General features: G+C 60.3%; 25 protein-coding genes. 12 read left to right on the plus strand and 13 right to left on the minus strand.

Annotated features, from left to right (window positions below; genetic code table 11):
- Positions 1–6: 6 nt before the first annotated feature.
- On the plus strand, positions 7–1,185 hold the full coding sequence (locus tag AB8A50_RS00390) for an MFS transporter (RefSeq protein ID WP_231077626.1): 1,179 nt from the start codon (positions 7–9) through the stop codon (positions 1,183–1,185).
- Positions 1,186–1,426: 241 nt separating this feature from the next.
- The gene (locus AB8A50_RS00395; protein WP_141137173.1) at positions 1,427–2,527 is read left to right on the plus strand and encodes a helix-turn-helix transcriptional regulator; all 1,101 of its coding nucleotides are present in this window, start codon (positions 1,427–1,429) and stop codon (positions 2,525–2,527) included.
- A 229-nt stretch (positions 2,528–2,756) separates the two neighbouring features.
- Here AB8A50_RS00395 and AB8A50_RS00400 read toward each other — a convergent pair whose 3' ends face one another.
- Positions 2,757–3,980, minus strand: coding sequence for a polyhydroxyalkanoate depolymerase (locus AB8A50_RS00400; RefSeq protein ID WP_175367233.1), 1,224 nt, complete (start codon positions 3,978–3,980; stop codon positions 2,757–2,759).
- Positions 3,981–4,159: 179 nt separating this feature from the next.
- On the opposite strand from AB8A50_RS00400, the gene AB8A50_RS00405 reads away from it, so the two are divergent.
- Both AB8A50_RS00405 and AB8A50_RS00410 read left to right on the plus strand, forming a co-directional pair.
- On the plus strand, positions 4,160–4,813 hold the full coding sequence (locus AB8A50_RS00405) for a glutathione S-transferase family protein (RefSeq protein ID WP_093760630.1): 654 nt from the start codon (positions 4,160–4,162) through the stop codon (positions 4,811–4,813).
- Positions 4,814–5,087: 274 nt separating this feature from the next.
- Positions 5,088–6,227: a hypothetical protein gene (locus tag AB8A50_RS00410; RefSeq protein ID WP_439076387.1), complete on the plus strand. Its 1,140-nt coding sequence runs from the start codon at positions 5,088–5,090 to the stop codon at positions 6,225–6,227.
- A gap of 45 nt (positions 6,228–6,272) precedes the next feature.
- On the opposite strand, the gene AB8A50_RS00415 is transcribed toward AB8A50_RS00410, so the two are convergent.
- Positions 6,273–6,482, minus strand: a complete 210-nt coding sequence (locus AB8A50_RS00415) for a hypothetical protein (RefSeq protein ID WP_439076388.1) — start codon at positions 6,480–6,482, stop codon at positions 6,273–6,275.
- 118 nt (positions 6,483–6,600) lie between these two features.
- Here AB8A50_RS00415 and AB8A50_RS00420 point away from each other — a divergent pair, with 118 nt between their 5' ends.
- Entirely contained in the window at positions 6,601–6,981 is a 381-nt protein-coding gene (locus tag AB8A50_RS00420; protein ID WP_374725678.1) for a hypothetical protein, read from the plus strand.
- A 12-nt stretch (positions 6,982–6,993) separates the two neighbouring features.
- On the opposite strand, the gene AB8A50_RS00425 is transcribed toward AB8A50_RS00420, so the two are convergent.
- The 3 genes from AB8A50_RS00425 to AB8A50_RS00435 all read right to left on the minus strand — a co-directional run bounded on the left by AB8A50_RS00425 (position 6,994) and on the right by AB8A50_RS00435 (position 10,611).
- Entirely contained in the window at positions 6,994–8,187 is a 1,194-nt protein-coding gene (locus AB8A50_RS00425; protein WP_439076389.1) for an ABC transporter substrate-binding protein, read from the minus strand.
- A 198-nt stretch (positions 8,188–8,385) separates the two neighbouring features.
- Positions 8,386–9,612 carry an ABC transporter substrate-binding protein gene (locus AB8A50_RS00430; protein WP_120288995.1) on the minus strand — a complete coding sequence of 409 codons (1,227 nt, stop codon included), beginning with the start codon at positions 9,610–9,612 and terminating at the stop codon, positions 8,386–8,388.
- 171 nt (positions 9,613–9,783) lie between these two features.
- Positions 9,784–10,611, minus strand: a complete 828-nt coding sequence (locus AB8A50_RS00435; RefSeq protein ID WP_439076390.1) for an enoyl-CoA hydratase/isomerase family protein — start codon at positions 10,609–10,611, stop codon at positions 9,784–9,786.
- Between the two features lie 179 nt (positions 10,612–10,790).
- Here AB8A50_RS00435 and AB8A50_RS00440 point away from each other — a divergent pair, with 179 nt between their 5' ends.
- Together AB8A50_RS00440 and AB8A50_RS00445 are read left to right on the plus strand one after the other, a co-directional pair.
- The gene (locus tag AB8A50_RS00440; protein WP_439057662.1) at positions 10,791–11,726 is read left to right on the plus strand and encodes an SMP-30/gluconolactonase/LRE family protein; all 936 of its coding nucleotides are present in this window, start codon (positions 10,791–10,793) and stop codon (positions 11,724–11,726) included.
- A gap of 16 nt (positions 11,727–11,742) precedes the next feature.
- Positions 11,743–12,336 (plus strand): GNAT family N-acetyltransferase, encoded by a 594-nt coding sequence (locus AB8A50_RS00445; RefSeq protein ID WP_175367228.1) that lies wholly within the window; start codon positions 11,743–11,745, stop codon positions 12,334–12,336.
- Positions 12,337–12,339: 3 nt separating this feature from the next.
- Here AB8A50_RS00445 and AB8A50_RS00450 read toward each other — a convergent pair whose 3' ends face one another.
- The gene (locus AB8A50_RS00450) at positions 12,340–12,918 is read right to left on the minus strand and encodes a TetR/AcrR family transcriptional regulator (protein ID WP_439076391.1); all 579 of its coding nucleotides are present in this window, start codon (positions 12,916–12,918) and stop codon (positions 12,340–12,342) included.
- 203 nt (positions 12,919–13,121) lie between these two features.
- On the opposite strand from AB8A50_RS00450, the gene AB8A50_RS00455 reads away from it, so the two are divergent.
- Entirely contained in the window at positions 13,122–14,261 is a 1,140-nt protein-coding gene (locus AB8A50_RS00455) for an MFS transporter (RefSeq protein ID WP_439076392.1), read from the plus strand.
- A 3-nt stretch (positions 14,262–14,264) separates the two neighbouring features.
- Here AB8A50_RS00455 and AB8A50_RS00460 read toward each other — a convergent pair whose 3' ends face one another.
- The 6 genes from AB8A50_RS00460 to AB8A50_RS00485 all read right to left on the minus strand — a co-directional run bounded on the left by AB8A50_RS00460 (position 14,265) and on the right by AB8A50_RS00485 (position 20,567).
- Entirely contained in the window at positions 14,265–15,242 is a 978-nt protein-coding gene (locus tag AB8A50_RS00460) for a PDR/VanB family oxidoreductase (protein WP_439076393.1), read from the minus strand.
- An 11-nt stretch (positions 15,243–15,253) separates the two neighbouring features.
- Positions 15,254–16,009: a GntR family transcriptional regulator gene (locus tag AB8A50_RS00465; protein ID WP_315841272.1), complete on the minus strand. Its 756-nt coding sequence runs from the start codon at positions 16,007–16,009 to the stop codon at positions 15,254–15,256.
- A gap of 4 nt (positions 16,010–16,013) precedes the next feature.
- The gene (locus tag AB8A50_RS00470) at positions 16,014–17,060 is read right to left on the minus strand and encodes an aromatic ring-hydroxylating dioxygenase subunit alpha (RefSeq protein ID WP_439076394.1); all 1,047 of its coding nucleotides are present in this window, start codon (positions 17,058–17,060) and stop codon (positions 16,014–16,016) included.
- A gap of 193 nt (positions 17,061–17,253) precedes the next feature.
- Positions 17,254–18,096 carry an AAA family ATPase gene (locus tag AB8A50_RS00475; protein WP_068732213.1) on the minus strand — a complete coding sequence of 281 codons (843 nt, stop codon included), beginning with the start codon at positions 18,094–18,096 and terminating at the stop codon, positions 17,254–17,256.
- 94 nt (positions 18,097–18,190) lie between these two features.
- Positions 18,191–18,433, minus strand: coding sequence for a GlsB/YeaQ/YmgE family stress response membrane protein (locus AB8A50_RS00480; RefSeq protein WP_068732215.1), 243 nt, complete (start codon positions 18,431–18,433; stop codon positions 18,191–18,193).
- A 217-nt stretch (positions 18,434–18,650) separates the two neighbouring features.
- Complete coding sequence (locus AB8A50_RS00485; protein ID WP_439076395.1) at positions 18,651–20,567, minus strand: diguanylate cyclase; 1,917 nt, start codon at positions 20,565–20,567, stop codon at positions 18,651–18,653.
- Between the two features lie 304 nt (positions 20,568–20,871).
- Between AB8A50_RS00485 and AB8A50_RS00490 the strand changes: the two genes are divergently transcribed.
- The 3 genes from AB8A50_RS00490 (at position 20,872) to sseA (ending at position 23,441) form a co-directional block, all read left to right on the plus strand.
- On the plus strand, positions 20,872–22,053 hold the full coding sequence (locus AB8A50_RS00490; RefSeq protein ID WP_068732219.1) for a vWA domain-containing protein: 1,182 nt from the start codon (positions 20,872–20,874) through the stop codon (positions 22,051–22,053).
- A complete protein-coding gene (locus tag AB8A50_RS00495; protein ID WP_439076396.1) occupies positions 22,050–22,463 on the plus strand; it encodes a rhodanese-like domain-containing protein in 414 nt (137 codons plus the stop codon). The genes AB8A50_RS00490 and AB8A50_RS00495 overlap by 4 nt, the downstream gene beginning before the upstream one ends.
- Positions 22,464–22,586: 123 nt before the next feature.
- On the plus strand, positions 22,587–23,441 hold the full coding sequence (gene sseA / locus AB8A50_RS00500) for a 3-mercaptopyruvate sulfurtransferase (protein WP_439076397.1): 855 nt from the start codon (positions 22,587–22,589) through the stop codon (positions 23,439–23,441).
- Positions 23,442–23,453: 12 nt separating this feature from the next.
- Here the strand turns inward: sseA and AB8A50_RS00505 are convergent, their stop codons facing one another.
- On the minus strand, positions 23,454–24,248 hold the full coding sequence (locus tag AB8A50_RS00505) for a hypothetical protein (protein ID WP_439076398.1): 795 nt from the start codon (positions 24,246–24,248) through the stop codon (positions 23,454–23,456).
- Between the two features lie 358 nt (positions 24,249–24,606).
- Between AB8A50_RS00505 and AB8A50_RS00510 the strand changes: the two genes are divergently transcribed.
- Complete coding sequence (locus tag AB8A50_RS00510; protein WP_093760602.1) at positions 24,607–25,785, plus strand: L,D-transpeptidase family protein; 1,179 nt, start codon at positions 24,607–24,609, stop codon at positions 25,783–25,785.
- The last annotated feature ends 19 nt before the right edge of the window (positions 25,786–25,804 follow it).

Here is a 25,804-nt window from a genome sequence, read left to right on the forward strand (position 1 = left end):
CGATTCATGAACGTCCCCAGCCGGGTCATCACTCTCGTTAATGTCGCCCATTTCATCGACCACTACGCGATGCTGATCTTTGCGGCAGCGGTGCTCGTGATGGGTCCGGCCATGCATATGACCTATACCGAGCTGCTGCCCTATGCGACGCCGGGCTTCATGGCGTTTGGAGCCGGCTCGCTGGTGACCGGCTGGCTCGGGGACCGCTGGAGCCGTCGCCACATGATGGTGATCTTCTTCTACGGCATCGGTCTGTCGATGATGGCTGTCGGCCTGGTGCAGACGCCTTTGCAGCTTGGTGCGGCGCTGTTCTCGGTTGGCCTGTTCGCGTCGATCTATCATCCGGTCGGCACGGCGATGATCGTCTCCTATGCCGACAAGCTCGGCAGCGCGATGGGCATTAACGGCGTGTTCGGCAATTTCGGCGTGGCGTCTTCCGCACTGATCACCGGCGTACTCGGTCAGTTCCTCGGCTGGCGCTGGGCCTTCATCATTCCCGGTCTCGTCACTGTTGCAGCTGGTGTTGTCTTCATGCGCGAGGTCGCACATGAAGATCGCTCGGGATTCAAACAGGCGGCGGCGCAAGCGCGCGTCGCGAAGTCCGACATGTGGCGTGTGATCCTTGCATTGTTGGTCACGGTGGTCGCGATCTCCACCGTCTTCAACGCCATCACCGTCGCGCTGCCAAAACTGTTTGCCGAGCGTTTGTCCGACATGACGGACAGCCCGGCATTGCTCGGCATCATTGCCGCCTGCGTTTATGTCTTCGGCGCGGCAACCCAGTACAACATCGGCAAACTGATCGATAAGCACTCGCTGAAGGCGGTGAGCGTTCCGTTGTCGCTGGTGCTCGCGCCGTTCCTGTATTTCGCAGCGTCGCAATCGAACATCTCACTGATTGTCGTCGCGATCGGCATTATCATTGGTCTGTTCGGGCAGATCACCGTCAACGAGGCGATCGTCGGCAAGTATACAAGCGAGGAGTGGCGGTCGCGTGCCTACGCCGTGCGTTATTTCGTTGGCTTTACCGCAGCGGGAGCCTCGGTCGGGCTTGTCGCGTGGTTGTACGAGCAGGGTGGCTTCATCATGATGTTGCACGCCTTTGCCGCCTTGTCGGCGCTGGTGATCGTCGCTGCATTGATTTTGCCGCGGGAGTTGCCGCCGGCAAAAGCGCCTCTGGCATAAAACCTCTCGCTTTGCACTGGCGAGCAGTGCGGGATCGGTCTAGTTAGGCGGTCACAATGCCATTCGCCTCCTGAACGGCGGCTGGCGAAAGTGGCATTTCGCGCACATCAGCATCGTGATCGCAGATTTCCGAATGGTCTCGGGAATTGTCTGGTGTCTGCGGTGTTGCATGGTGGGTGCTGCTTTCTGACCGTGATGACCGAGACGCGAGCCGCCGGAAACCGTTTTGCTGGATACATCCGTGAATTTTGAAACGCTCGTTGACGAGATTTATGAAGCGGGAGTTTTGCCGGAGCGTTGGCCGCAGGTGTTTGATCGCCTGGCGGAGATGGCAGATGCCGAAGGTGCGATGATTTTCGCATCCGCGCCTGGCATTCCGCGGTGGACGTCATCCGAGAGAATTCGCGAGCGGATCGATCGTTGGACCAAGAGTCCCTATGCGACCAAGAATCCACGAAGCGCCAGACTAATCGCGGAAAACGAGCCGTGGTTTCTGACGGACCTGGACCGGTTCACGATGGAAGAACTCGACAATGAGAGCTTCTATCGGGACATTCTCCGGCCGGCGGGTCTCGGCTGGTGCGCCGGTACCTCGGTACGGTCTCCCTCCGGTGATACGCTCGTGATTTCGGTAGAGAAGGCTTACGCCAAGGGGCCGGTTGAACGCGCTGTGGCGGATCAACTGGATGGCCTCCGGCCTCATCTGGCCCGTGCGGCGGTGTTGTCTGGTCGTCTGGGCTTCGAACGCGCCCGTACGGCGGTTGCAACACTTCAGATGATTGGTCTTCCCGCGAGTGCTGTCAGTCAGGAGGGGCGCGTTATCGCGGCCAATCCTGGGTTCATTTCCAGCACGACGATTGTCGGCATTGGCGCGCAGGATCAGGTGCAGTTCGCCTCGCAGGTCGCTCAGACCATGTTTATCGAGGCGCTGAGCAAGCCCTTGTCTCTGTCGAAAACGGGCCGTTCAATTCCAATTTCTGGGACTGAGCACAGCCCACCCTTGATCGCGCATGTGCTGCCCCTCCGTCTGGCTGGCCTCGATGTTTTTGCGGGCGCTATGTCGATTCTGCTCCTGACGCCGATCACCCACCAGCAGCGCAGCCCGGGTCCGGAGCTTCTGCAGGCCTTGTTCGATTTGACGCCGGCTGAAGCGCGGATCACCAGCCTTTTAATCGATGGCAACTCAGTCACCGCCATCTCGAAAATGCAGAGCGTCAGCTTGAACACCGTGCGGACCCAGCTGAAATCCGTCTTCTTGAAAACCGGCGTCGAGCGGCAGGTGGACTTGGTTCGGCTTCTGGGCCAGCCGCGAGTTCAATTGATCCCAGACCGGGACGCCTGAAAAATCCACGAAAAAGGCCGGCACGATGGCCGGCCTTGATGCGTAAGTATGTCCGGTGAAAAATCGTGCAGTCGTCAATACACGGTCCGCCGAAGCGGTAATAAGAAACCGCTGCTGTGCTGCTGAAGCAGCGGCGAAACAATTCCCGGTATCGACGTAGGTCATTCCTGCGATATCCGCGTCACCAATTTGGGTGAAGCGCCCGACTATTTGTATACAACGCAGGGTTTCACGAATTGACGTGAACAAAATCGCGTAGCAGTGGGTAGATCTCGTTGTTCCAACGGCGTCCGCTGAATACACCGTAATGGCCGACACCGGCCTGCATGTGATGGACTTTGCGATAGGCTCGCACGCCGGTGCAGAGATCCTGGGCTGCCAAAGTCTGGCCGATCGAGCAGATATCATCCTTCTCGCCCTCGACCGTCATCAGCCCCATGCGCTTGATCGATGCGCAGTTCACGGTCCGGCCCTTGTAGGTCAGCTTGCCTTGCGGCAACAGATGCTCCTGGAACACGTCGCGGATGGTGTCGATATAGAACTCTCCTGGCAGATCCATCACGGCGAAATATTCATCATAGAACGTCTTGATGACTTCCGCCTTCTCGGTCTCGCCCTTGGCGAGATGATTGGCGAGATCGACATGTGACTTGATGTGCCGCTCGAGATTCATCGAGACGAATGCAGTCAACTGAATGAAGCCGGGATAGACCTGCCGGAACGCGCCTTTGCACTGGAACGGCACGTAGTTGATCATGTTCTCTTCGAACCACTTCAACGGCTTGCTCTTGGCGAACTCGTTGACCTTGGTCGGCTGAATGCGCGTATCGATCGGGCCCGCCATTAGTGTCAGGCTTGCCGGGCGGGCGGGGTGATTGTCTTCCGACATGATAGCTGCTGCAGCTAGCGCCGACACGGATGGCTGGCAAATCGCGACCATGTGCGAACGCGGGCCGAGCTCGTTCATAAATGTGATCAGGTGCTCGGTATATTCGTCGAGGCCGAACTTGCCCTGATCGAGCGGTATGTCGCGCGGGTTGTGCCAGTCTGTGATATAGACGTCATGGTCCTGCAGCAGGGTCTTCACAGTGCCGCGCAGCAGCGTCGCGAAGTGGCCGGACATCGGCGCCACCAGCAGCATGCGTGGCTGCTCCGGTGCATTCTCTTTCTTGAAGTGTAGCAGCGATCCGAATGGTGTCTTGAAGGTGACTTCTTCCGTCACCTCATGCTCGCTGTTACCGACCATCACCTTGCCGATATCGAATTCGGGCCGATGATAGGTGAGGGCGGAGCGCGAGATCAGCTCAAGTGCTGCCGCGAGGCGACCGAACAGTTTCTCGGACGTGCCGGCCGGGACGAGATTGAGGTACTTCAATGCGGCAGACGCACCGGTGCGCCACGGTGCTGTCAGATCCATGTGATTCTGGTAGGCCTGATACATCATTGACATCATCCGGAGCTATCCCTGCTTTGTTGCTATGCAATATTGAAGCCAGAGAAGAGTCAATTCGTCTGGAAAACTGGCACGTGGTTTGCTGAATAAAATTAAAGCAGCACAAGCAATGGGCAGCCGGGAACCGGTTACCCCGAGGGCTGACGGGCTGCCTGGGTTCGGGCGTAAGGGGATAGGTCATGGCCAACGCAACACTCACCATCAGCAGCAAGAACTACTCGTCGTGGTCATTGCGAGGGTGGCTGCTGACAAAATTCTCAGGCCTTGAGTTCGACGAAGTCGTTACGGCGCCGGACGATGCTTCCGCCAAGGCCGAGATCCTGTTGCTGTCTTCATCGATCCTGGTGCCCTGCCTGCGCCATGAAGGGGCGGTGGTCTGGGATACGCTGGCAATCGCCGAATATCTCAACGAGATCATGCCGGAAGCTAAGCTATTGCCGGCGGACCGCATCCTGCGGGCGCATTGCCGCTCGATTTCGGGCGAAATCCATTCCGGCTTCACGACATTGCGCGCGTCGCTGCCGGTCAACATCAAGGGGCATTTTCCGAACTTCAAGGTCTGGTCGCGCGCGCAAGCCGATATCGACCGGATCTGCACGATCTGGCGTGAGTGTCTGTCGAAGTCCGGCGGCCCTTTCCTGTTCGGCACCCGCAGCATGGCGGACGCCATGTATGCGCCGGTGGTGACGCGCTTCGCGACCTATGACGTCAAGCTCGATCCGCAGCTATCAGCCTATGCCAGCATGGTGATGAACCTGCCCGAAATGCAGGAATGGATTGCCGCGGCCAGGCAGGAGCCTACCGATATCGAGGAGCTCGAGGTCGAGTACTGATTGATAGTTCGGCAACGCCCCGCCGGCTTACGGATCGGGCACGGCGTGCTCAACTTGTATCCAGAATTTGTAGCGCTCGCCCGAGGATTTGCGCGGTTTGGCCGCCAGATCACCTGCTGACGAGCGCGATTGGTATCAAAACGCCTTTGACGCCAGCTGGCGCGATTTTCGCATAGCAGCAATTTCTCGCGAGCCGCATTGCGTTGGCTGCCGATCGATTGCACGCCAATCACAGTTCGGTCCCCGGGTGTTTTTAAACACGTTGGAGGATCCCATGAATGTACATGCTGCGATCGACCTCAAATGGCCTGGGCTTAAGCACCCGAACGGCGATCCTCTCCGCCTGAATCATGGGGATTTCGTAGCGATCGATCGGCACAAGGACACGACATACGAGGCGACCTATCGCCCGCAGGCACTTTATAGCCGCGCCAATGAGGGCTTTCACGCCAACAACGAAACTTTCCTGCTCCATGAGGTCGCGACCAATCTGCCGATCTATCGCGAAGATACTGGTCCTACCGATTTCCATCTCCACCTGCCACCAGGCGGCTTCCAGCTCGTGCTGGTTACGTCGGGCATGTTCACCTTCGATTACGATGGGCGCTTCTACAATGTCGGCCCTGGCGCAGTGATGCTGCAAAGCGCGATCGTGCATCGTCAGCTGTTCTACACTTGGTCGGGATTGTCTACCGAGGAGAACCTGAAGACGCCGCAGACGGTGGTGCCCGATCCCCTCTCCATGGGCTACTCCGGCAAGTTTCTCGAAGCCTTCGTGACGGATCCGACGACCTTCCCGAACCCGACAATCGTGGGTCCGGATCAGATCAACGAAGCCGAGACGCCACGTATGGCCTGGACCCATGCGCTGCATGATCGCCCGGATGATGCAGGCTTCTGGCTTCAGGACCCGCTGGCACTGGATGCGCTCTTCAAGCCGCTGGTTGATGACAGCATCAAGTCGGCGGCGCCCGTCTATGTGCGCGATATTGGCATCGAGGCTCCGAGCGGTCATCTTGTTACGGGTCATATCATCGCAACCGATCCGCATGGCAAGTCACTCTTGCCGAAGAGTTCAGCGGCGGCCGTGGATGCCGCTTCTTTCGCGAGAGGTGAGGTTGTCGTCTATCGCGTCATTCGCGGCACGGCCGAATTCGTGGATAGTGCTGGGAAGACGTTCGAACTTGCCGCCGGTGACGTGGTGACGGCAGGCAAGAGATCCACCAGCCTCATCGGTCTCGGCGAAAATACGCAAGTCCTTCGACTTGGCCTTCTGAAGGGCATGGAGCAGCTTCGAAGCTGGACGCCGACCCAGCGCGACGAAATCGACGGCCTGGCAGCCAAGATTATTACACAGAAGGACATTCGCCCGCTGCGGACCGAAGGCAAGCCGGTCGGGTATCTGTACGAGTAAGTCGGTCGTCCGGAGCCCCGGCCCCCTAAAGCAGGCACACGGCCATCACGATGTACGTGGCAGCCGCCATCCGACCACGCGTGCCTTGACCATGCTGCCCGTCTCGGCATTGCGCCATTCGCCATCCGTGAACACGCAAGGGAAGGGCAGTTGATAGGTGCCGCTGTGGTCCTCGCACAACACTTGCACCGCCTGATCAGGCTCAGGATCACCCTGGCCATCGAATTCGGCTAGCCGTCGTTCACGCGTCGCCATGAGGTGCTCCGGTCCAAGGAACGGGCGGACATCTTCTTCGTTTCCATCACACCTGGTTGACAGCCGGGCGCCAGCACCGCTTGGTCTTGGCGGCATGACGGACATGATGGGGAAAATGATGCGCGGCCGAACAATCCTAGCGATGACATTGCTGACCATTTTGGGCGCCGCCAAGGCGCAGGCGCAGGATGTGCCGGGAATCGAGATCTGCACGGTCGAAAAGACCATGGAGCGCCGCACCAGCTGCCTGCAAAGCAACGTCAATTTCCTCCAGCAGACGCTGGGCAAGCTGCGGCTTGATCAGCAACAGCGGCTTGATGCGACCAACCGTCAGGTCGAGGCGCTGAAGGCTACCGTCGTTGCCCTGCAGAAAACGGTGGAGGAGCTGCAGGCGGCGCAGAAGAAGCCGGCGCCGGCTGCGAAGGAAGCTCCAGCTGCCGCGAAAGACGCGCCGGCGGCTAAGGATGCACCAGCGCCTGCCAAGGATGCAGCGAAGTAGGGCGCTCTCGTCCTACTCGCTGCTCAGCACGGGTCCGAACAGTTCCCAGCGTTCGCCCTTGAAACGCATCATCTGCAACTGCTGCAGCGGGCTGTAGTCGGTTGGGCTGGTCTTGACGCGGGTACCGGGCAGGAAGATGCCGACCTCATAGTCGAGACTGGTGGCCTGCTTCATCACGTTCTCCCGTGTGAGCGTGTCGCCGCAACGTTCGAGAATATGCGCCAGTGTGCGCGCGATGCCGAAGCCGTACAGCGTGTAGATGTCGTTCTTGTCGCCGTCGGGATAATACTTGTCCATGAAGGCAAGCCATTCCTTGATGGTCGGATCGTCCTTCCACTGCGGATCGGTGGGGTCCTTCATATAGGCTGCGCTGATCACGCCCTGCGCATTGTCGAAGCCTGCGGGCTTGATCACCGAGCCGACCGATTGCGACACGTTGACCAGCATCTGCACCGGTTTCCAGTTCAGCTCGGCCACCTTCTTGATCGCCTGCGCGGCGAACTTGGGCGAGGCGATGTTCAGGAACACATCGGGATTGGCGGTCCTGATCTGGACGATCTGCGAATCTACTGTCGGTGAGCTGGTCTCGAAGCTCGCCTGTACCGTGATCATCTTGTCGGCCTTGTCGCCGAGTCCTTCGCGTACGCCGCTGAAATAGTCCTTCCCCATGTCGTCGTTCTGGAACAGCACGCCGATCCTCGCATCGGGATGGTTCTTCAGAATCCATGCAGCCCAGATGCGCCCCTCATTGTGGTAGCTGGGCGACCAGCCCATGGTCCACGGGAAGTGCTTTGGGTCGGCCCATTTCGAGGCGCCGGACGATACGAAGAGATGCGGTACTTTCTTGAGGTTCATGTATTTCTGGATCGCGGAATTGGTCGCCGTGCCCAGCGGATTGAACAACAGCAACACTTCATCGCTCTCGACCAGCTTGCGCGCCTGTTCCACCGTCTTCGGCGGCGAGTAGGCATCGTCATAGCTGATGAAATTGATCTTGCGGCCGTTGATGCCGCCCTGATCGTTCAGCATCCTGAAATAGGCCGCCTCGGATTTTCCGATCGAGGCATAGGAAGATGCCGGCCCGCTATAGGGCATGATATTGCCGACCTTGATCTCGGTATCGCTGGCGCCCGGATCGTATTTCTTTTGTGCGTGAGATGGCGTGGCCAGCACGCCGAGCATGAGCGCGGCAAAAGCGAGAGTCATTCCCCGGGGCAGTATCCTGAGCATCGTTTCCTCTGACGTCTTGTATTTCCGCGGTGCGGTCCATCTGAGTGGACCATCGATCGCCGCGGCTTGCGTCGAGTATGCACGATTGAGGAGAGGGGGCCAGCAACGAGAGCGCGTGGCTCAGCACGCGTGCGTCCCCTCTGGCTCAGGAGAGGGGACGCCGGAGCGTATTGCTTACGAGTTCTTCTCGCCGGACATCAGCGGGCCGAACAGCTCCCAGCTCTCGCCCTTGAACCGCTGCATCTGAAGTTGCTCCAGCGGGCTGAAGTCGGTCGGGCTGGTCTTGATCTTGGTGCCCGGCAGATAGATGCCGATCTCCATGTTCAGGCTCGCCGCCTGCTTCATGATGTTTTCGCGCGTGAGGTCGTCGCCGCATTGCTTGAGCACCTGGACGATGCCCTGCGAGACGCCGTAGCCGAACACGGTGGCGCCGTCTTCCTTGTCGCCTTCGGGATAGTACTTGTCCATGAAGGCCGACCATTCCAGCATGCCGGGATCGTTCTTCCATGTCGGATCCTTGGGATCCTTCATATAGGCCGCGCTGAGCACATCCTGCGAGTTGGCGTAGCCCGCGGGCTTCATCACGCTGCCGACAGATGCCGAGACATTGGTGACGATGTGAACGGGCTTCCAGCCCATCTCGCCGACCTTCTTGATCGCCTGTGCAGCGAATTTTGGCGTGGCGATGTTGATGAAGACATCCGGATTGGCTGCCTTGATCTGCACGATCTGTGAATCCACCGTCGGTGACGCCGTCTCGTAAGGCACCTCAGAGACGATGTAATCTTTGACCTTATCGCCGAACCCCTCGTGCAGCCCGATGATGTAATCCTTGCCGAAGTCGTCATTGGCATAGAGCACGCCGACTTTCTTGCCGGGATGATTCTTCATGATGTATTGCGCGTAGATGCGCGCCTCGGCCTGGTAGCTCGGCTGCCAGCCCATGGTCCAAGGGAAGTTCTTCGGATCGGCCCATTTCGCGGCGCCCGTCGAGACGAACAGCTGCGGCACCTTCTTGGTGTTCATGTATTTCTGGATCGCCGTATTTCCCGGCGTGCCGAGCGGGTTCATGATGAACAGCACTTCGTCATTCTCGACCAGCTTGCGCGCTTGCTCCACCGTCTTCGGCGGGCTGTAGCCGTCGTCATAGCTGATGAAGGTGATCTTGCGGCCATTGATGCCGCCCTTCTCGTTGATCATCTTGAAATAGGCGGCCTCGGTTTTTCCGATCGTCGCGTAGGAGGACGCCGGGCCGCTATACGGCATGATGTTGCCGATCTTGATCTCGGTATCGGTGGCGCCAGTATCGTATTTCTTCTGCGCGTGGCTTGCGGTGGACGTAAGCGCTACGACAACGCCGGCGAGCAAAGTCACTCGCAGAACTTTCCAGTCATGCTGCATGGTCAAGTGTCCTCCCTGTGGTTCGATCAACCGCATCGGCCCGTCTATGCAGGCTTTTGTGATGCGGCTCGAATGCCGGGAGTATGCACCAAGCCTTGAAGTTGGAAAGCTGACTTAATCAGCAAAGCATGACGCGGCGCACAACACCGCGTCTATGTTTGTGCGTCGCGCTCACTTGCCAGTAAATTTGGCTGGGCGCTTTTCAAGAAACGACGCCATGCCTTCGCGGAAATCCGCTGTGCGAAACAGCGGCAGCAATTGCAGGAACACGTGATGGACGTGGTCGCCAAAGCTCTCGGACAGACCTGAGCGCATCATGCGTTTGGCAGCCTGCACTGCGAGCGGCGCATTGGCGGCAATCTCGGCCGCCACTGCATTGGCGCGCGTCATCAATTCAGCATCATCAACCACCTCGTTGGTAAGGCCCATTTCGAGGCTTTCGCGCGCCGACAGTGTGCGGCCTGTGAAGATCAGCTCGGCTGCCTTGGCCCAGCCAATCATCCTCGGCAGAAACCAGGTGCCGCCGGATTCAGGCACCACGCCACGTTTCACGAAGGCCGCGGCGAATTTGGCACTCTCCGCCATGATGCGCATGTCGCAGCCGAGTGCGACGTCCATGCCATAGCCGGCGGCGGCACCATTCATGGCGCAGATCGTCGGCTTCTCCATGTTGAACATCACGATCGGAGGCGCTGTCTTCAGATCGAGCGTGGTGCGGCTGTTGTTGGCGTCGTTAGCGGAGCCGATGCCGGTGCCCTTGGTGGCGTTGGCCATGTCGAGTCCGGCACAGAAGGCGCGGCCGGTGGCCGTCAGGATCACCACGCGGACTTCGGGATCAGCGTCCGCTTTCAGAAACAGATCGCTGAGCTGCGTCAGCATCTCGCGCGAGATCGTGTTCAACCGTTGCGGGCGATTGAGCATGACGGTCGCGATGCCATCGGCGACAGAGTAGAGCACTTCGTCATCGGCTCCAGGCACAACTGCGGGGGTGGTCGGCATCGGTTTCCTCGGACTTTTCGCGTTATCGTTGATTGCAGCTAAAGCCGAATGGAAATTCCACGCAAGCGGCCATGCATTTGCGCGGCTTGGCAGCGCCGGACATGTTTGCTCTACTTTCGTCACGCTGCGTCGCCCACCCAGGGTGCGATAACAAACCAAAAAAATGTCAGGGAGTTTCCATGTCCAGCCCCAACATCCGTGTCCTCGCCACCGATCTCGCATTCCCCGAAGGCCCGGTGGTGATGCCGGACGGCTCCGTCATTCTGGTCGAGATACGTGCGCAGCAACTGACGCGGGTGTGGCCCGATGGCCGCAAGGAAGTGGTCGCGAAAATTCCCGGCGGCCCGAATGGCGCTGCGCTCGGTCCGGACGGCAAGATGTATCTCTGCAACAATGGAGGTTTCAGCTGGGCGGCATCGCGCGGCGCCATCATGCCCGGTGCGCCGGAGCCGCATGAATATATCGGCGGCTCGATCCAGCGCGTGGACCTCTCTAACGGCAAGGTCGAAACCCTGTTCGACAAATGCGGTGCGCATCCGCTGAAGGGGCCGAACGATCTGGTGTTCGACAAGCAGGGTGGGCTCTGGTTCACCGATCTCGGCAAGCGCCGGCATCGCGATATGGATGTCGGCGCGTTCTATTACATGAAGCCGGGTGCCACCGAAGTCGTCGAAGGGCATTTCGGCATGTTGCCCGCCAATGGCATTGGCCTGTCGCCCGATGAGAAGACCGTTTATGTGGCCGAGACGCCGACGGCGCGGCTGTGGGCCTTTGACGTCGGTGCACCCGGTGAGGTGAAGCCGGCTGATGTGATCTATCGCGGCGAGCGTGGTCGACCCATCGCGGGCCTTGGCGGTTACCAGATGTTCGATTCTCTCGCGGTCGAAGCTTCGGGCAACGTCTGCGTCGCAACGCTGGTCAGCGGATGCATCTCGGTGATTGCGCCGGACGGAAAATTGGTGGAACAGATACAAACTGGCGACCGCGTCACCACGAATATCGCATTCGGCGGCCCCGAGCTGAAGACGGCCTATATCACGCTGTCGGGCAAGGGCGAGCTGATCGCGATGGACTGGCCGCGCGGTGGCTTGCCGCTCAATTTCTTGAACAAGTAGCCTGAAGGAACGATCGATGCCGTGGCTTGAACCCGTTACGCTCAGTGGACCTCACGCCCGGCTCGAACCTCTTGCCAAAGATCACTGCGATGGCCTGATCGAGGCCGCCAAGTCAGGCGACCTTTCGAAGATCTGGTACACGGCGATCCCAACGCCCGAAAAGATGAGCGCCGAGATTGACCGTCGGCTCGCTCTGCAGGCATCAGGCGCGATGCTGCCATTCACGGTGAAAGATGCCGACGGCAAGATCGCCGGCATGACGACCTATATGAATGTCGATGCCGCCAACCGCCGGGTCGAGATCGGTTCGACCTGGTATGGCAAGTGGGTGCAGCGCACCGCGCTCAACACCCAGTGCAAGCTGCTGTTGCTCGGGCATGCGTTCGAGAAGCTGGATTGCATCGCGGTGGAATTCCGCACGCATTTCTTCAACCATCAGTCCCGTCGCGCCATTGAGCGGCTCGGCGCCAAGCAGGACGGCATCCTGCGCAATCACCAGATCGCGCCGAACGGCACGCTGCGCGATACGGTTGTCTATAGTATCTTGCCCGGCGAATGGCCGACGGTGAAGGCGCATCTGACCTATCAGCTGGACGAGAAGCCGCGCTGACGATCAGCCGGCGGTGCGTCGCTTGCGGGCAGGCGGATAAATCCGGTTAATCAGGCGATTGCAATAATCGGATGTCGGTATTTGTTCGCTGAACAGCGCGCGATAGATGATCGGCGCGACCACATGGTCGATCACCTCGTCGATGTCGAAGGGCGTCTCGCCGCGCGCTTTGGCGCGTGCGTTAAGGGTGGTGAGGTGATCGCAGGTGAAGCCCGCGCAGGCGCTGGGCAGTCCCTCCTTCAGTGCCGACAACACGTCCCGCATCAAGGCCTGGCCGACCGGAGACGACATCTCTTCGGCATATTGCTCGATGAAGGCGCGCAGATCGGTTTCGACCGCACCAGTGTCGTCGGGATCTGCGATCGGCCGCAGCCGCGCCACGGCGACGTCGGCGAGCAGCGCGGAGAGATCGCCCCAGCGCCGATAGATGGTCGACGGCGTCACGCCAGCCTCGGCAGCTATTTGCGGCACGGTGATCTGGTTTCGGGTGGAAAGAGCGCCCAATTTGCGGACAGCATCATGCACGGCGCTCTGTATCCGCGCGCTGCGTCCACCGATCCGGACCCGTTCCTTCACCGTCACATCGTTCTCCCACGGTCGCACATGTGCGAAAAACTGAGATTCTTAACGCAAAATATTTGCATTAAGCTCTCGGGCGACCTAGATGCCTAATGCAATTACTTAGCTTTTAGGAACGAGCCATGCAAGGCAGCGCCGAAAAGACCTGTGTTTCCAACGCCCAAGCATCACCAGCCAGAGCCGGTTGGGTGTTGCAGCCATCGGCCATGACGGCATTCAGTTTTGCCGGGGCCGCGCTGGTCGCGGCCAGTAGTAGCGCGGTGACGCCGCTGTACCGGCTCTACCAACAGTCGATGCACCTCTCGCCGCTGATGATCACGCTGGTGTTTGCGGTCTATGCGATCAGCCTGCTGGCCGCGCTGCTGACAGTCGGCGGCCTGTCCGATTATGTCGGACGCCGTCCGGTCATTCTCGGCGGTCTGTTGCTGAATGCTATCGCAATGGTGCTGTTCTCCTATGCCAGTGATGTCGGGCAATTGATCCTCGCGCGTGCCGTGCAGGGCCTGTGCGTCGGCACGGCGACAACGGCATTGGGTGCTGCGATCCTCGATACTGACCGCAAGCGTGGACCGCTCCTCAACAGCGTGACCGCCTTTCTTGGCCTGATGGTCGGCGCGCTCGGCGCGGCGGCGCTCGTCACCTTCGCGCCCGATCCGCTGCATCTGGTTTATGAGGTTCTATTCGCGCTGACGGCTGTGATGATTGTGCTGCTGTTCGTGATGCCCGAGACCGTGTCGCGCAAATCGGGAGCGCTGGCCTCGCTGCGGCCGCATGTGCGCGTGCCCAGCCAATCGCGCGCCGCGCTGCTGCGCGTTGCACCGGCCACCGTCGCCACATGGGCGTTGGGCGGCTTCAGTCTGTCCTTGATGCCCACGGTGGTCGCAACAACGATGGGCGTCTCCGCGCCTTGGGTCGGGGGCGTCGTGGTCGCGACCCTGATGCTCGCTGCAGCACTGACCGTGGCCGCCCTTCGGCAGCTTCCGGCGCAGCGGTTGCTGGTGATTGGCACGGCCGCACTGTCGCTGGGCGTCCTCGTCTCGCTGCTCGGCATCTGGCAGCACAGCGTTGCGATGCTGTTTGCCGGTTCGGTGATCGCAGGTTTCGGCTTCGGCGCGTCCTTCGCCGGCTCGCTGAGCACGCTGCTGCCGACCGCTGAGGCGCATCAGCGCGCCGGTTTGCTGGCGGCGTTCTATGTGTTGTCCTATCTGGCCTTCAGCCTACCGGCACTCGCTGCAGGTGTGGCTGTGCCATATGCCGGACTGGCCGTCGTGGCTTATGTCTATGGCGCCGTGGTCATACTGCTCGCGATCATGTCGATGATTGCGTCGCTGCGCGGTGAACGCTGACGGTCAGACAGCGTCCGGCTGATACAACGTATCCACCGTCACTGTGCCGACGACGCGCGAGACGCAGGGACAGATCTTCGTATTGCCGCTCTTTTGGTGATCGCTGAAGAACACGTCGCGATGATCGATTTCGCCGTCGATGGCGAGGACATCGATGGCGCAGACCCCGCATTCGCCGCGTTCGCAGTCCGACATCACCTCGAAGCCGGCGTCGTTGAGCGCTGCCAGCATCGAGCGGCTTTGCGGGACCACGATCTCGGCACCGCTGTCCTTCAGCCGGACGCGAAATTCCGTAGTTGGCAGGAGACCGCTGGAGCCGAATGTTTCATAGCGCAGATCAGCGGGCGCGCGCCCGGCAGCGTTCCATTCGCGCCGGGCTGCTTCCAGCATCCGCATCGGGCCGCAGAGGACGACAATGGCATCGTGAGGCAAGGCAGCAAAGGTCGCGGCGAAATCCAGTCGTGCGCCTTCATGGCTGGCGTGCACCGTCAGGCGGTCGCCGAGCAGCGTCGATAGTTCATCGAGATAGGCGGCTTCGCTGCGGGCCTTCACTGCATAGTGCAGCTGCAGGTCGATGGCTTTGCTGTGGAGCGCTGCGGCAATGCCGGTGATCGGCGTGATGCCGATGCCGCCGGCGATCAGGCAGTATGTCCCACGATTCCAGTCGATGTCGTAGAGCGATGACGGGCTGGAGATCTCCAGCCGCGCGCCGACTTGCAGTGCCCACATGGCTTTGGAGCCGCCGCGGCTATCCGGTGCCAGCCGCACAGCGATACGCAGCAACTCGTTGCTGCGTTCTCCTACCAGCGAATAGGATCGCGTCTGTGGCTGGCCGTCGATCAGGAGGCTGACATTGATGTGGCTGCCGAGAGGGTAGGACGACAGCGGTGTATCCGGCTTCAGCGTGATCTCGCGAATGTTCGGCGCCACATTGCGCGTGGCCTCGACGCGGCATCCCATCCAGTGTTCTGCAAAACGCATGAAGGTCTCCGTCAATCCGCCGGTGTCGAGGTCAGCAATGCCAGTGCAGGCAGCAGGTCGAGATGGTTGCGATTGCGCAGTGCCAGCCGCAGATTGCGCACGGCAAGCCGCGCATGCTCGCGCATGATCGCCTCGGCGCGCGCACCTTCGCGATTTTCGATGGCGTCGACGACGATGCGGTGATGTTCTTGGCCGATCAGCAGGATGTTGTGCGCTTCCGGCAGGGCCGACTGCGCCATCACGAAGGCGCTGGGCGAGGCAAAGGGCATCGCCGAAACACGATCTATCTGCCGGATCACCGGCGCGCTGCCGGAAAGGTCAGTCAGCAGCGCATGGAAACGGGCGTTCATCGTCACATAGGCTGAAAAGGCCTCGACCGAGATCGGATCCTGCCGCACCAGCTGATCCAGATCCGACAGACATTCTTTCAGCGGTTCGAGATTGCGCGCGCTGGCGCCGCGCTCGGCGGCGAAGCGCGCCGCAAGGCCTTCCAGCGTGCCGCGCAGCTCAATGGAGTCGAGAATATCGCGCTCGGAAAACGCCTTCACCATGAAGCCGCCGGACGGGATTGCCTGCAGCAGGCCCTCATCTTCCAGTCGCACTAGCGCCAGCCGTACCGGCGTGCGCGAGACGCCGGTGATATCGACAGCCTGCAATTCGCTGATGCGCTCGCCCGGGCGCAGCGTCCCGGACAGGATCATGTCGCGCAGTGCCAGCTGCGCACGGACGGTCTGCGAGACGGAGCGTTCGGTATCGCGTTCGCTCATGATTTTACTCTGCCGCCTGCAGTTTGGGCGTAGTTTCCTTCGCCACCATGCGGTCGATCACCCGCCGGCACCACATGGCACCGGCATCGATATTGAGGTTGTAGAATACGCGGTCCGGATTCTCGTTCATCGCCTTCTGCTGCGCTTCGAGAATGATCTCGTCCTCGCGGAAAATACCCGCGACGCCTTCGCGGATTTCCGTGGTGATCTTCTGTTCGGTGATGCGGTGGTTGCGTACAAAGGCCCAGAAATAGTGGCAGGTGGTCTCGGTTTCCGGCGTCATGGTGTTGAGCACGAAGCCGTTGACGCCCTGCGAGCGATCGCCTTCCGGTGCGCCGGTTCCGGCCGGTGCGACGCCGACGTCGATATTCACCGTGCTCGGCGCCTGGAAGTGGATGATCTGCCAGCGATCGACGGGGCCGGGCTTGCGCAACTGCGCGGCCCAGAATGGCGGCGCTTCGATGCCCTTCATCCAGCGCGTCACCGTCACGGTCTTGTCGCCGTGGGTGACATCGAAAGGAGATTCAGCGACGTCGTCCTGGCCGATGCTGGAGCCGTGCACGAAAGTCTCGTGGGTGAGATCCATCAGATTGTCGACCACGAGGCGGTAGTCGCACTTCGCGTGAATCGTCTTGCCGTCGCCGGCCCATTCCGGATCGTCATTCCAGTGCATGTCCGGCACTAGTGCCGGATCTGCCAGCGCCGGGTCGCCCATCCACAGCCAGATAAAGCGATGCCGCTCGACCACGGGATAGGAGCGCACGCAGGCGGAGGGATTGATGGTCTCCTGCGAGGGCATAAAGGTGCAGCGGCCTTGCGCGTTGTATTTCAGGCCGTGATAGCCGCAGACCACCGTGTCGCCCTCGAGACGTCCCTTGGACAGCGGCACCAGCCGGTGCCAGCAGGCATCCTCCAGCGCGCTGACGCCGCCATCGGAGCGTCGATAGATCGCCACATGCTTGCCGCAGATCGTGCGCGGGAAAAGCTGGTGCTTGATGTCGGCATCCCAGGCGGCGGCGTACCAGGCGTTCAGCGGGAATGAAGCGGGCATCGTATTCCTCCGTGGCGCAGTTCTTGAGTCCTGTTTGTATACAGGGATGGCGTTTGAAGGGACGATATCTCAATAAAACGGGGATTAGAACCAGTTTATGTATACTGAAGTTGAAAAATATCTCTGGAATAGGTATTAAAAAACCGCCCCTGAGGACGGTTTTTCGTGAAGGCTGTATACCTCGATGGTGGGATCAGACTTCCCGTCTGTTCAAAAACGCCAGCCGCTCGAACAGGTGCACGTCCTGCTCGTTCTTCAGCAGCGCGCCGTGCAGCGGCGGAATCAGTTTGCGCGGGTCGCGCTCCCGCAGCATCTCCGGCGACATATCCTCATTGACCAGCAGCTTCAGCCAGTCGAGCAGTTCCGACGTCGATGGCTTCTTCTTGAGGCCGGGCACATCGCGCACCTCGAAGAAAATACGCATCGCTTCGGCGACGAGGCGATGCTTGATGCCGGGGAAGTGGACCTCGACGATCTGGTTCATGGTGTCGATGTCGGGGAACTTGATGTAGTGGAAGAAGCAACGGCGCAGAAACGCGTCGGGCAATTCTTTCTCGTTGTTCGATGTGATCATCACGATAGGGCGCTTTGCCGCCTTGATGGTCTCGCCGGTCTCGTAAACATGGAATTCCATGCGGTCGAGCTCGAGCAGAAGGTCGTTCGGGAATTCGATGTCAGCCTTGTCGATTTCGTCGATCAGCAGCACCGGTCGCTCTGCATGGGTGAAAGCTTCCCACAGCTTGCCGCGCTTGATGTAGTTGCCGATATCCGAGACGCGGGGATCGCCGAGCTGGCTGTCGCGCAGGCGCGAGACGGCATCGTATTCGTACAGGCCCTGCTGCGCCTTTGTGGTCGACTTGATGTGCCAGGTCAGCAGCGGTGCGCCCAGCGCCTTGGCGACTTCTTCGGCCAGTACGGTCTTGCCAGTGCCCGGCTCGCCCTTCACCAGCAGCGGGCGTTCGAGCACGATAGCGGCATTGACCGCGACCTTGAGATCATCGGTCGCGACATAGTTTTCGGTGCCGGTAAATTTCATGGAGACTTTGCCTTGTTCTTCTTGTCGCGCGGACGCGCGCCGCCGAAAATGATGGGAATCGCGGTAGGCGATCGCAGAGTGAGGGGATGCGACGTCAGCGCCGGATCAGCGACAGGATGACGAGCACGATCACCGCGCCGATGGTGGCGTTGATGATGTCGCGGATCGCCCCGACGCCAAGGCTCACACCCAATCGCGGTAGCAGCCAGCCAGCGACCAGTGCGCCGATGATGCCGATTACGATATTGCCGAGCAGGCCGAAGCCGGCGCCACGAACGATCAACCCGGCCAACCAGCCGGCAATGGCACCGATCAGCAATGCTGCGAGAATTCCCATGGATCAATCCTTCGCGGGCGACATCAAGTGACGCGCCATTCCTGTTGTGATCATCAGCCGTCGGCCAATTTGGCCAGCCGGCACGTTTCCGGGCGAAGTTTAATTGAATTATTGGTCAGGTCCAGCCACCATTCCGGGCACTTCGCGGGACCTTTTGCGATGACGAAGAACATATCATGGCGGGGAAAAGCCGGGCGGTCTGGCGGCAATTGGCGGATCAGCCGTTGTGCGAAAAGCCCGCGCTGAAATATTCGCGTTGCAGCGCCGAATTGGCGACAACGCAATCTCGACCACGTCGTTTGGCCTCGTAAAGCGCCAGATCGGCCTCGCCGACCAGGACGGCTTCGTTCGAGGTGAGGCTGTTCCGGCTGGCGACGCCGACGCTGATCGACAGGTGGCCACGGGTTGATGCCATATTTGGAATCTCCAATGCCCTGACTCGAAAACGCAGGGCTTCCGCGATAGTGATCGCATCGGCCTCGGATACGTCCGGCAAAACGATGGCGAACTCCTCGCCGCCATAACGTGCGGACAATGCCGGCGTATTGATCGTGGCGTCGGCGATGACGGATGCGACGCGTTTCAGGCATTCGTCGCCGGCCTGGTGGCCGTTGCTGTCATTATAGCCCTTGAAGTTGTCGACATCGATCAAAAGCACCGACATCTCGTCGTGCTGCTCAAAGACGCGGCGCAGAAAGCCGTCGAGTGTGCGGCGGTTGGCGAGCCCCGTCAGCCCGTCAGTGGTCGCGAGTTCGGCGAGCTTTGTATTCAACGACGTCAACTCGTCCTGCATGCTTTTTCGAAGGGTGACGTCGCGTAGCACGCCTACGATTTCGACCTTGTCGCGATCGATCTGGCGGGTGGCCAGTTTGAAGTTAACCTCCACCCAAGCGAGTGAATGGTCGTCACGATAAGTTCGAAAAATCACGGTGCGGTTCGCTGTGAGATCTTTTAATTGCGCGCTGGCCGCCTTCACGGCTTCCACATCCTCCGGGTGCACCAGTTCGAAACAGGAGCGCCCGAGCAGATCTTTCGGATTATGCCCCAAAACGAATTCGACCGAATGCGAGACGAAGACGATATTTCCAAAGCGATCGAGCAGGATAATAACATCGGCGATGTTGTCGGCGAGCAGGCGATAGCGGGACTCGCGCTGGCGAAGCGCGTGTTCCATGTTGAGCCGGAAGCGGAACTGGGTCGATAGCAGTGCGGCGAGCAGGATCACGGTGCAGAGCAGGACTGAAGCAACGATAACGTCGGACAGCAGGTTGCTCTTCCATATGGCCAGCACCTGATCCTCGGGAATCGCAACTGTCACGATCAGCGGATACTGCGTGGTTTGCTCGTAGCTGAAATATTTGGTGATACCGTCAAACGGCGAATCGATCTTGTAGAAGCCTGCCAGACTCTGTTTCAGACGGGTCTGAATGAGTTGAGTTCCGGAGAGGTCCTTTCCAACCTCCATCGATGGCCAGTGAATCAGCAGTATGCCGTCGCTTCGGATCAGGCTGATGCCGCCGCTCTCGCCGATCTGGAATGTTTTGTAGAAATCGCTGAAGTACTGATTGTCGATCGCGCCCGTCATCACGCCTTTGAAGCTGCCATCGGGGCTGTCGATCCGCTTCGACAGGATGATTGACGTGCGGCCGGTTAGCCGCGACGTGATGGGAGCGTTGATCCTGATATTGGAGTCGGTGTGATCGCGATGATAGGTGAAATAGTCGCGGTCGGAATTATTGTGCGTTGGCGTTTCCGGCAGCGAGGAATAGCGCCAGTTCCCAAGCGTATCGAATACACCGATTTCGCGCAGCTGTGGCAGTGCATTCGCCGTGTTGGCCAGAAACGTGTTGAAGCGATCCGGCTGTGGGTTTTGGTACTTCAGCAGATCCGCCATCCCGCTCATGGCGATATCGATGGCCTGTATCGAGCGCGAAGCATGTTCGACCAGCGAATGTGCGAGGTTTCGACTGTCGGTTTCGCTTTGCGCCAATACGGTCTGGCGGGCATCGAGCGCCTTCCAGACGACAAGCCCGAGCACGCACGCGCTCATCGCCAGCACGAACAGCGTGACGATCACACCTGGCGCGGAGAGTCGGCTCGGCGAACTGCTGGTCAGTGTCGTGGGTACGGTCATTCGATTCTATGTTGACAGCAAAACAGGCCATCACCATGGCCGTCGTTGCTTTCACGATAGCTAAGAATGCCCGCCGATGGCGGGACACCGCGCTGCGTGGTTACTGACGCCGGAATTGTTGAAACAAATACCTGCAATCTGACAAGCGATTGCTTGACCATGCCGCGGAGCGGAATTCGCCCCGGTTTGACTGACAAATCTCGCTTATTCCGGATATGCGCCGCGATGGCGCGCCACGGAGCTGTGTAGGCTTCTACCACATCCGGCCCTTGACGGACGCGGGTGGTCGGGCAATCTGTCAATCATGTTCTTGCAATTCTTCACATCGCTGCGCGATGCACAGGTCCCGGTGACCCTGCGCGAATATCTCACGCTGATGGAGGCGCTCGACGCCGACCTCGCTGATCAGTCGGTGGAGAATTTCTATTATTTGTCCCGTGCAGCGCTGGTGAAGGACGAGCGCAATCTCGACAAGTTCGATCGGGTGTTCGGGACGGTCTTCAAGGGGCTTGAGAGCCTGCTCGACGCCATGGAAAAGGCGGAGATTCCGGCCGAGTGGCTGAAGAAGCTCGCCGAGAAATATCTCACCGAGGAAGAAAAGAAGCAGATCGAGGCCATGGGCTGGGACAAGCTCATGGAAACCCTGCGGAAGCGCCTTGAAGAGCAGAAGGAACGTCATCAGGGCGGCAACAAATGGATCGGCACCGCCGGGACATCACCGTTTGGTGCCGAAGGCTACAATCCCGAAGGCATCCGTATCGGCCAGGAAAAGAGCCGCCACCGGCGCGCGGTGAAGGTCTGGGACAAGCGCGAGTTCAAGGATCTCGACGGCAATGTCGAGCTTGGAATCCGCAACATCAAGGTGGCGCTGCGCCGTCTGCGCAAGTTTGCCCGCACCGGTGCGCCGGATGAACTCGATCTCGACACCACCATTCGCGAGACCGCCAATCATGGTTATCTCGACGTCCACATGCGGCCGGAACGGCGCAATGCGGTCAAGGTCCTGGTGTTCTTCGATATCGGTGGATCCATGGATTCGCATATCGAGCAGGTCGAGGAACTGTTTTCGGCGGCGAAGAGCGAATTCAAGCACATGGAGTATTTCTACTTCCACAACTGCCTCTATGAAGGCGTGTGGAAGCAGAACAAACGCCGCTTCACGGACCGCACGCCGACCTGGGACGTGCTGCACAAATACGCCCATGACTACAAGATCGTGTTCGTCGGCGACGCCTCGATGTCGCCTTACGAGATCATGGTGCCCGGCGGTTCGGTCGAACATGTGAACGAAGAGTCCGGCTCGGTCTGGCTGGAGCGCATCACGCAGACCTATCCGAATGCGGTATGGCTCAATCCTGTCGCCAAGCGGCACTGGGACTACTCGGAGTCCACGACCATCATTCGCCGGCTGTTCTCGGAGCGAATGTATCCGCTGACGATTGAAGGTCTCGAAGGTGCAATGAAGGAACTGGTGCGGAAAGCATGACGCAGACGATTACCCGCGGCTACAAGGCGCTGCTCGACGAAGCCAACGCGCAGATCGAGACGATGAGCGTCGAAGACGTGATGAAGGCTGCGCAGAGCCCTGACGTCGTCATCGTCGATATCCGCGATCCCCGCGAGATCGAGCGCGAAGGCAAGATCCCCGGCTCGTTCTCCTGCACCCGCGGCATGCTGGAATTCTGGATCGATCCGGAAAGTCCCTATGGCAAGCCGATCTTTCAGGAAGACAAGAAGTTCATTTTCCATTGCGCCAGCGGCTGGCGCTCGGCGCTGGCCGCCAAGACCGCGGCCGATATGGGCCTGAAGCCGGTGGCGCATCTGGGCGGCGGCTTCACCGCCTGGCGCAATGCAGGCGGCGCGGTCGAGAAGGTCGAGCCGAAGGCGTCGAAGTAATCGTAACTCTCGGCCGTCATGCCCGGCGAATGCCGGGTATCCACGTCTTGCCGCGAGTGAAGACGTGGATGGCCGGGACAAGCCCGGCCATGACGGTGTTTCAAAATAAAAGGGCACTTGTGCATGACATCCACAGATCCTCTCGTCTCGACCGAATGGCTCGCCGCGCATCTCGGCGATCCCAAAGTCAAGGTTGTCGACGCGTCGTTCAAGATGCCCGGCGTGTTGCCGCTGCCGGTCGATGACTATCTCGCCGCGCATATTCCGGGCGCGGTGTTCTTCGACGTCGATGCGATCTCCGATCACTCCGTGCCGTTGCCGCATATGTATCCGGATGCTGACCAGTTCGCGCGCGACATCGCCGCGCTCGGCATTTCCTCTGATGATACGGTCGTCACTTATGATGCGGGTGGCTGGGTCGCGGCGCCGCGGGCGTGGTGGATGTTCCTCTCTTACGGCCACGCCAATGTGAAGGTGCTCGATGGCGGGCTGAAGAAATGGAAGGCCGAAGGTCGCGCGACGGAGACCGGAAAGTCGTCACCGAAGCCTGGCACTTTCAACGCCACGCTCGACAAATCGTACATCCGCAGCAAGGCGCAGGTCGTTGCCAATCTGGATTCGCGCAAAGAGCAATTGATCGATGCGCGTGCCGCCAATCGCTTTGAGGGAAGTGTCCCTGAACCGCGCGCGGGCATTCGCTCCGGTCACATCCCCGCCAGCCGCAACCTGCCTTACAACCTGTTGTTCGACGCTGCGACCGGCACGATGAAGCCGCTCGAAGAATTGCGCGCAGCCTTCACCGGCACGGGGCTCGATCTGGACAAGCCCATCGTCACCACGTGTGGCTCGGGCGTATCTGCGGCGGTGTTGACGCTGGCGCTTTATCGTCTCGGCGTGCGCGGTTCAGCGCTCTATGACGGCTCGTGGTCGGAATGGGGGCAGCCCGACGGTCCGCCCGTCGCGACCGGACCGGCGTAACCGGGGTCGAGGTCAGCGCGCGACCGGCAATCCGAACGGGTCAGTTGGCTGTGGTGCAGCGGCCGCCATAGGCCTAGCGGCCACACGCCGCTTTTTGACGACGATGCGCTTCTTCACGATCTTCTTGGCGGGCTCTGCAGCAGGCTTCGCTTTTGGCAGTGGAACCGACTCGGTATCGACGGGCGGTCCGCCTAGCATCGCAATTTTCGTCGAAGACAATTTTGCGTCATCGTCGGTCAGCGTGGCCGTCTGTTGTGGCCCCGCTACAACCTCTGCTGCGGCGGCTGGTGCTGGAACGGTGGCAGGCTCGGGAGGAGGGGCAGCAACTGGTTCGACGAAGGTCGCTGGGGCGACGGCAACCGTCGTTAGAGGTTCCCGCTCTTCGACCTTCGTTGCTTCCGACTTCGCTGCAACTTCAGGCTTCGGCGTCGCCGCCACCGGGGCAGTCATCTCGGCGGCCGCTGCGGCCTGGGTCGACAGGGGCGCGGCGGTCTCGGGTAAGGCAATCTTTTCCAGCTCCGCAGGAGCCGCGATGGGGGGCACTTGTTCTGCCGCCGATGTCACGGGGACCGCTGGTGGCGCGACAGCCTCAGGGGTGGGCACTGGTGCCTCGACGCGCAGCATGGCCAATGTCGGCGGAGCTTCGACGGGCTGCTGGGCAAAGACGGTCGGCGGCGCGCGCCTGGTCGGAATGGTCGCGAATTCCTGATGGGCAGAGCGCAGCAGGGCTGCGGCACCAAGGCCGAAGACCACCAACGAGACTGTGAGCAGGACGGCTGCGAACAGAAATCGGAAACCCGGAAGCATGAATGGCAGTTCCGCCTTCGGACAGACCGTGGAAGGCTTTCGAACGACGGGGACGCGGTGACAACACTGGAAGCGGCCCGTTCCGCAGAATCGGCTGCCGCCAAAGCGTCGCGAATCAGGACCATTTGAGGATAACGCACGGCCTCAGGAACCGTTTGTTAAAAAGTGAGATGCACAACTGAGGACGCATTCCTGAGCAGTGATTTCAGCGGGGGTGAGGCAAGATAGCCACGCCGGCGTGTGATCTCGCGAATATGACCGAAATGGGAAGCTTTTTTCCGGAATTGTCTTGAATGCGCCGCTATCCTGCGCGATCTGACGGCATGTTCCGGTTTTTGCTTGAGCTTATACAAGGGCAATGATGATCAAGCGTGTTTTGACGACATTGGCGACCGTGGCTCTCGGTAGCGTCGCGGGTCATTCGCTCGCGGTGGCGCAGGGCTATCCTGTGGGCACGCCAAGCGGCTATTCGATTCCGGCCGATCCCAATTATCCCCCGGGCGGCTATCCGGCCAATTCGCGCGCCGATCGCGCGCTGGACGCCATGCCGGACTTTGACGCACTCGACGAAGATGACGCGCCGCCCTCTCGTGGTGGCCGGCCGATGACGGGGCTGTCCGCGCCCGGAATTGCGCCCCAGAGCCCGGTGATGTCTCCGGATGACCCGCGCTATGGTCGTCCTGCTGGTGCTGCCCCGGTTTATTCCGATCGCGCCATGCCGCAGGGGCCGGTGATGTCGCCGGACGACCCGCGTTACGGCCGCCCGATGGCGCCGCCGGCGGTGGTCTATTCGAACCGTGGCAACGGTGATGGCGCAGTGCGTCCGCCTGAAGGCATGGGCGGGCAGGGTGCCCCTGTGACCGGCTCGGTGCAGGGACAGGGTCTTGGTGCCAATGGCAGCTCTGTGATGGTGGCTTCATTGCCTCCGGAAGATCAGCCAGAAACTGGTCCGGCGCAGTTGCCGCCGCAGTTCCGCCGGCAGGAAGTGAATTTCGTCACGAAGGAGCCCGCGGGCACCATCGTCGTCGATACGCCGAACTTCTATTTGTACTATGTGCTCGGCAACAACCGCGCGATGCGCTATGGCGTCCGTGTCGGCCGCGACGGCTTCACCTGGAACGGTGTGCAGAAGATCACTCGCAAGGCAGAGTGGCCGGATTGGCATCCGCCGACCGAGATGATCGAGCGTCAGCCCTATCTGCCGCGCTTTATGGCCGGCGGCGAAGGCAATCCGCTCGGTGCCCGCGCCATGTATCTCGGCTCGACGGTCTATCGTATTCACGGCACCAACCAGCCGTCGACTATCGGCAAGTCCGTGTCGTCGGGCTGCTTCGGCATGCTCAACGACGACGTCTCGGATCTGTTCGAGCGCGTCAAGGTCGGTACCCGCGTGGTGGTGATGCCGGGCAAGGCTCCGGCAACGACCGCCTCCGCGCAGCCGGTCCCCGGCCCGAGCGCCAGCGCCGCGCCGGCGCCGCTGCCCGGTACCCAGCCGACATCGGTTCAGCCGCTACCGGCCCCGGTCAGCATTCGCTGATTTCCTTCAGCTGATTTCA

It is taken from the genome of Tardiphaga sp. 841_E9_N1_2 (assembly GCF_051811065.1).
Taxonomy (GTDB): Bacteria; Pseudomonadota; Alphaproteobacteria; order Rhizobiales; family Xanthobacteraceae; genus Tardiphaga; species Tardiphaga robiniae.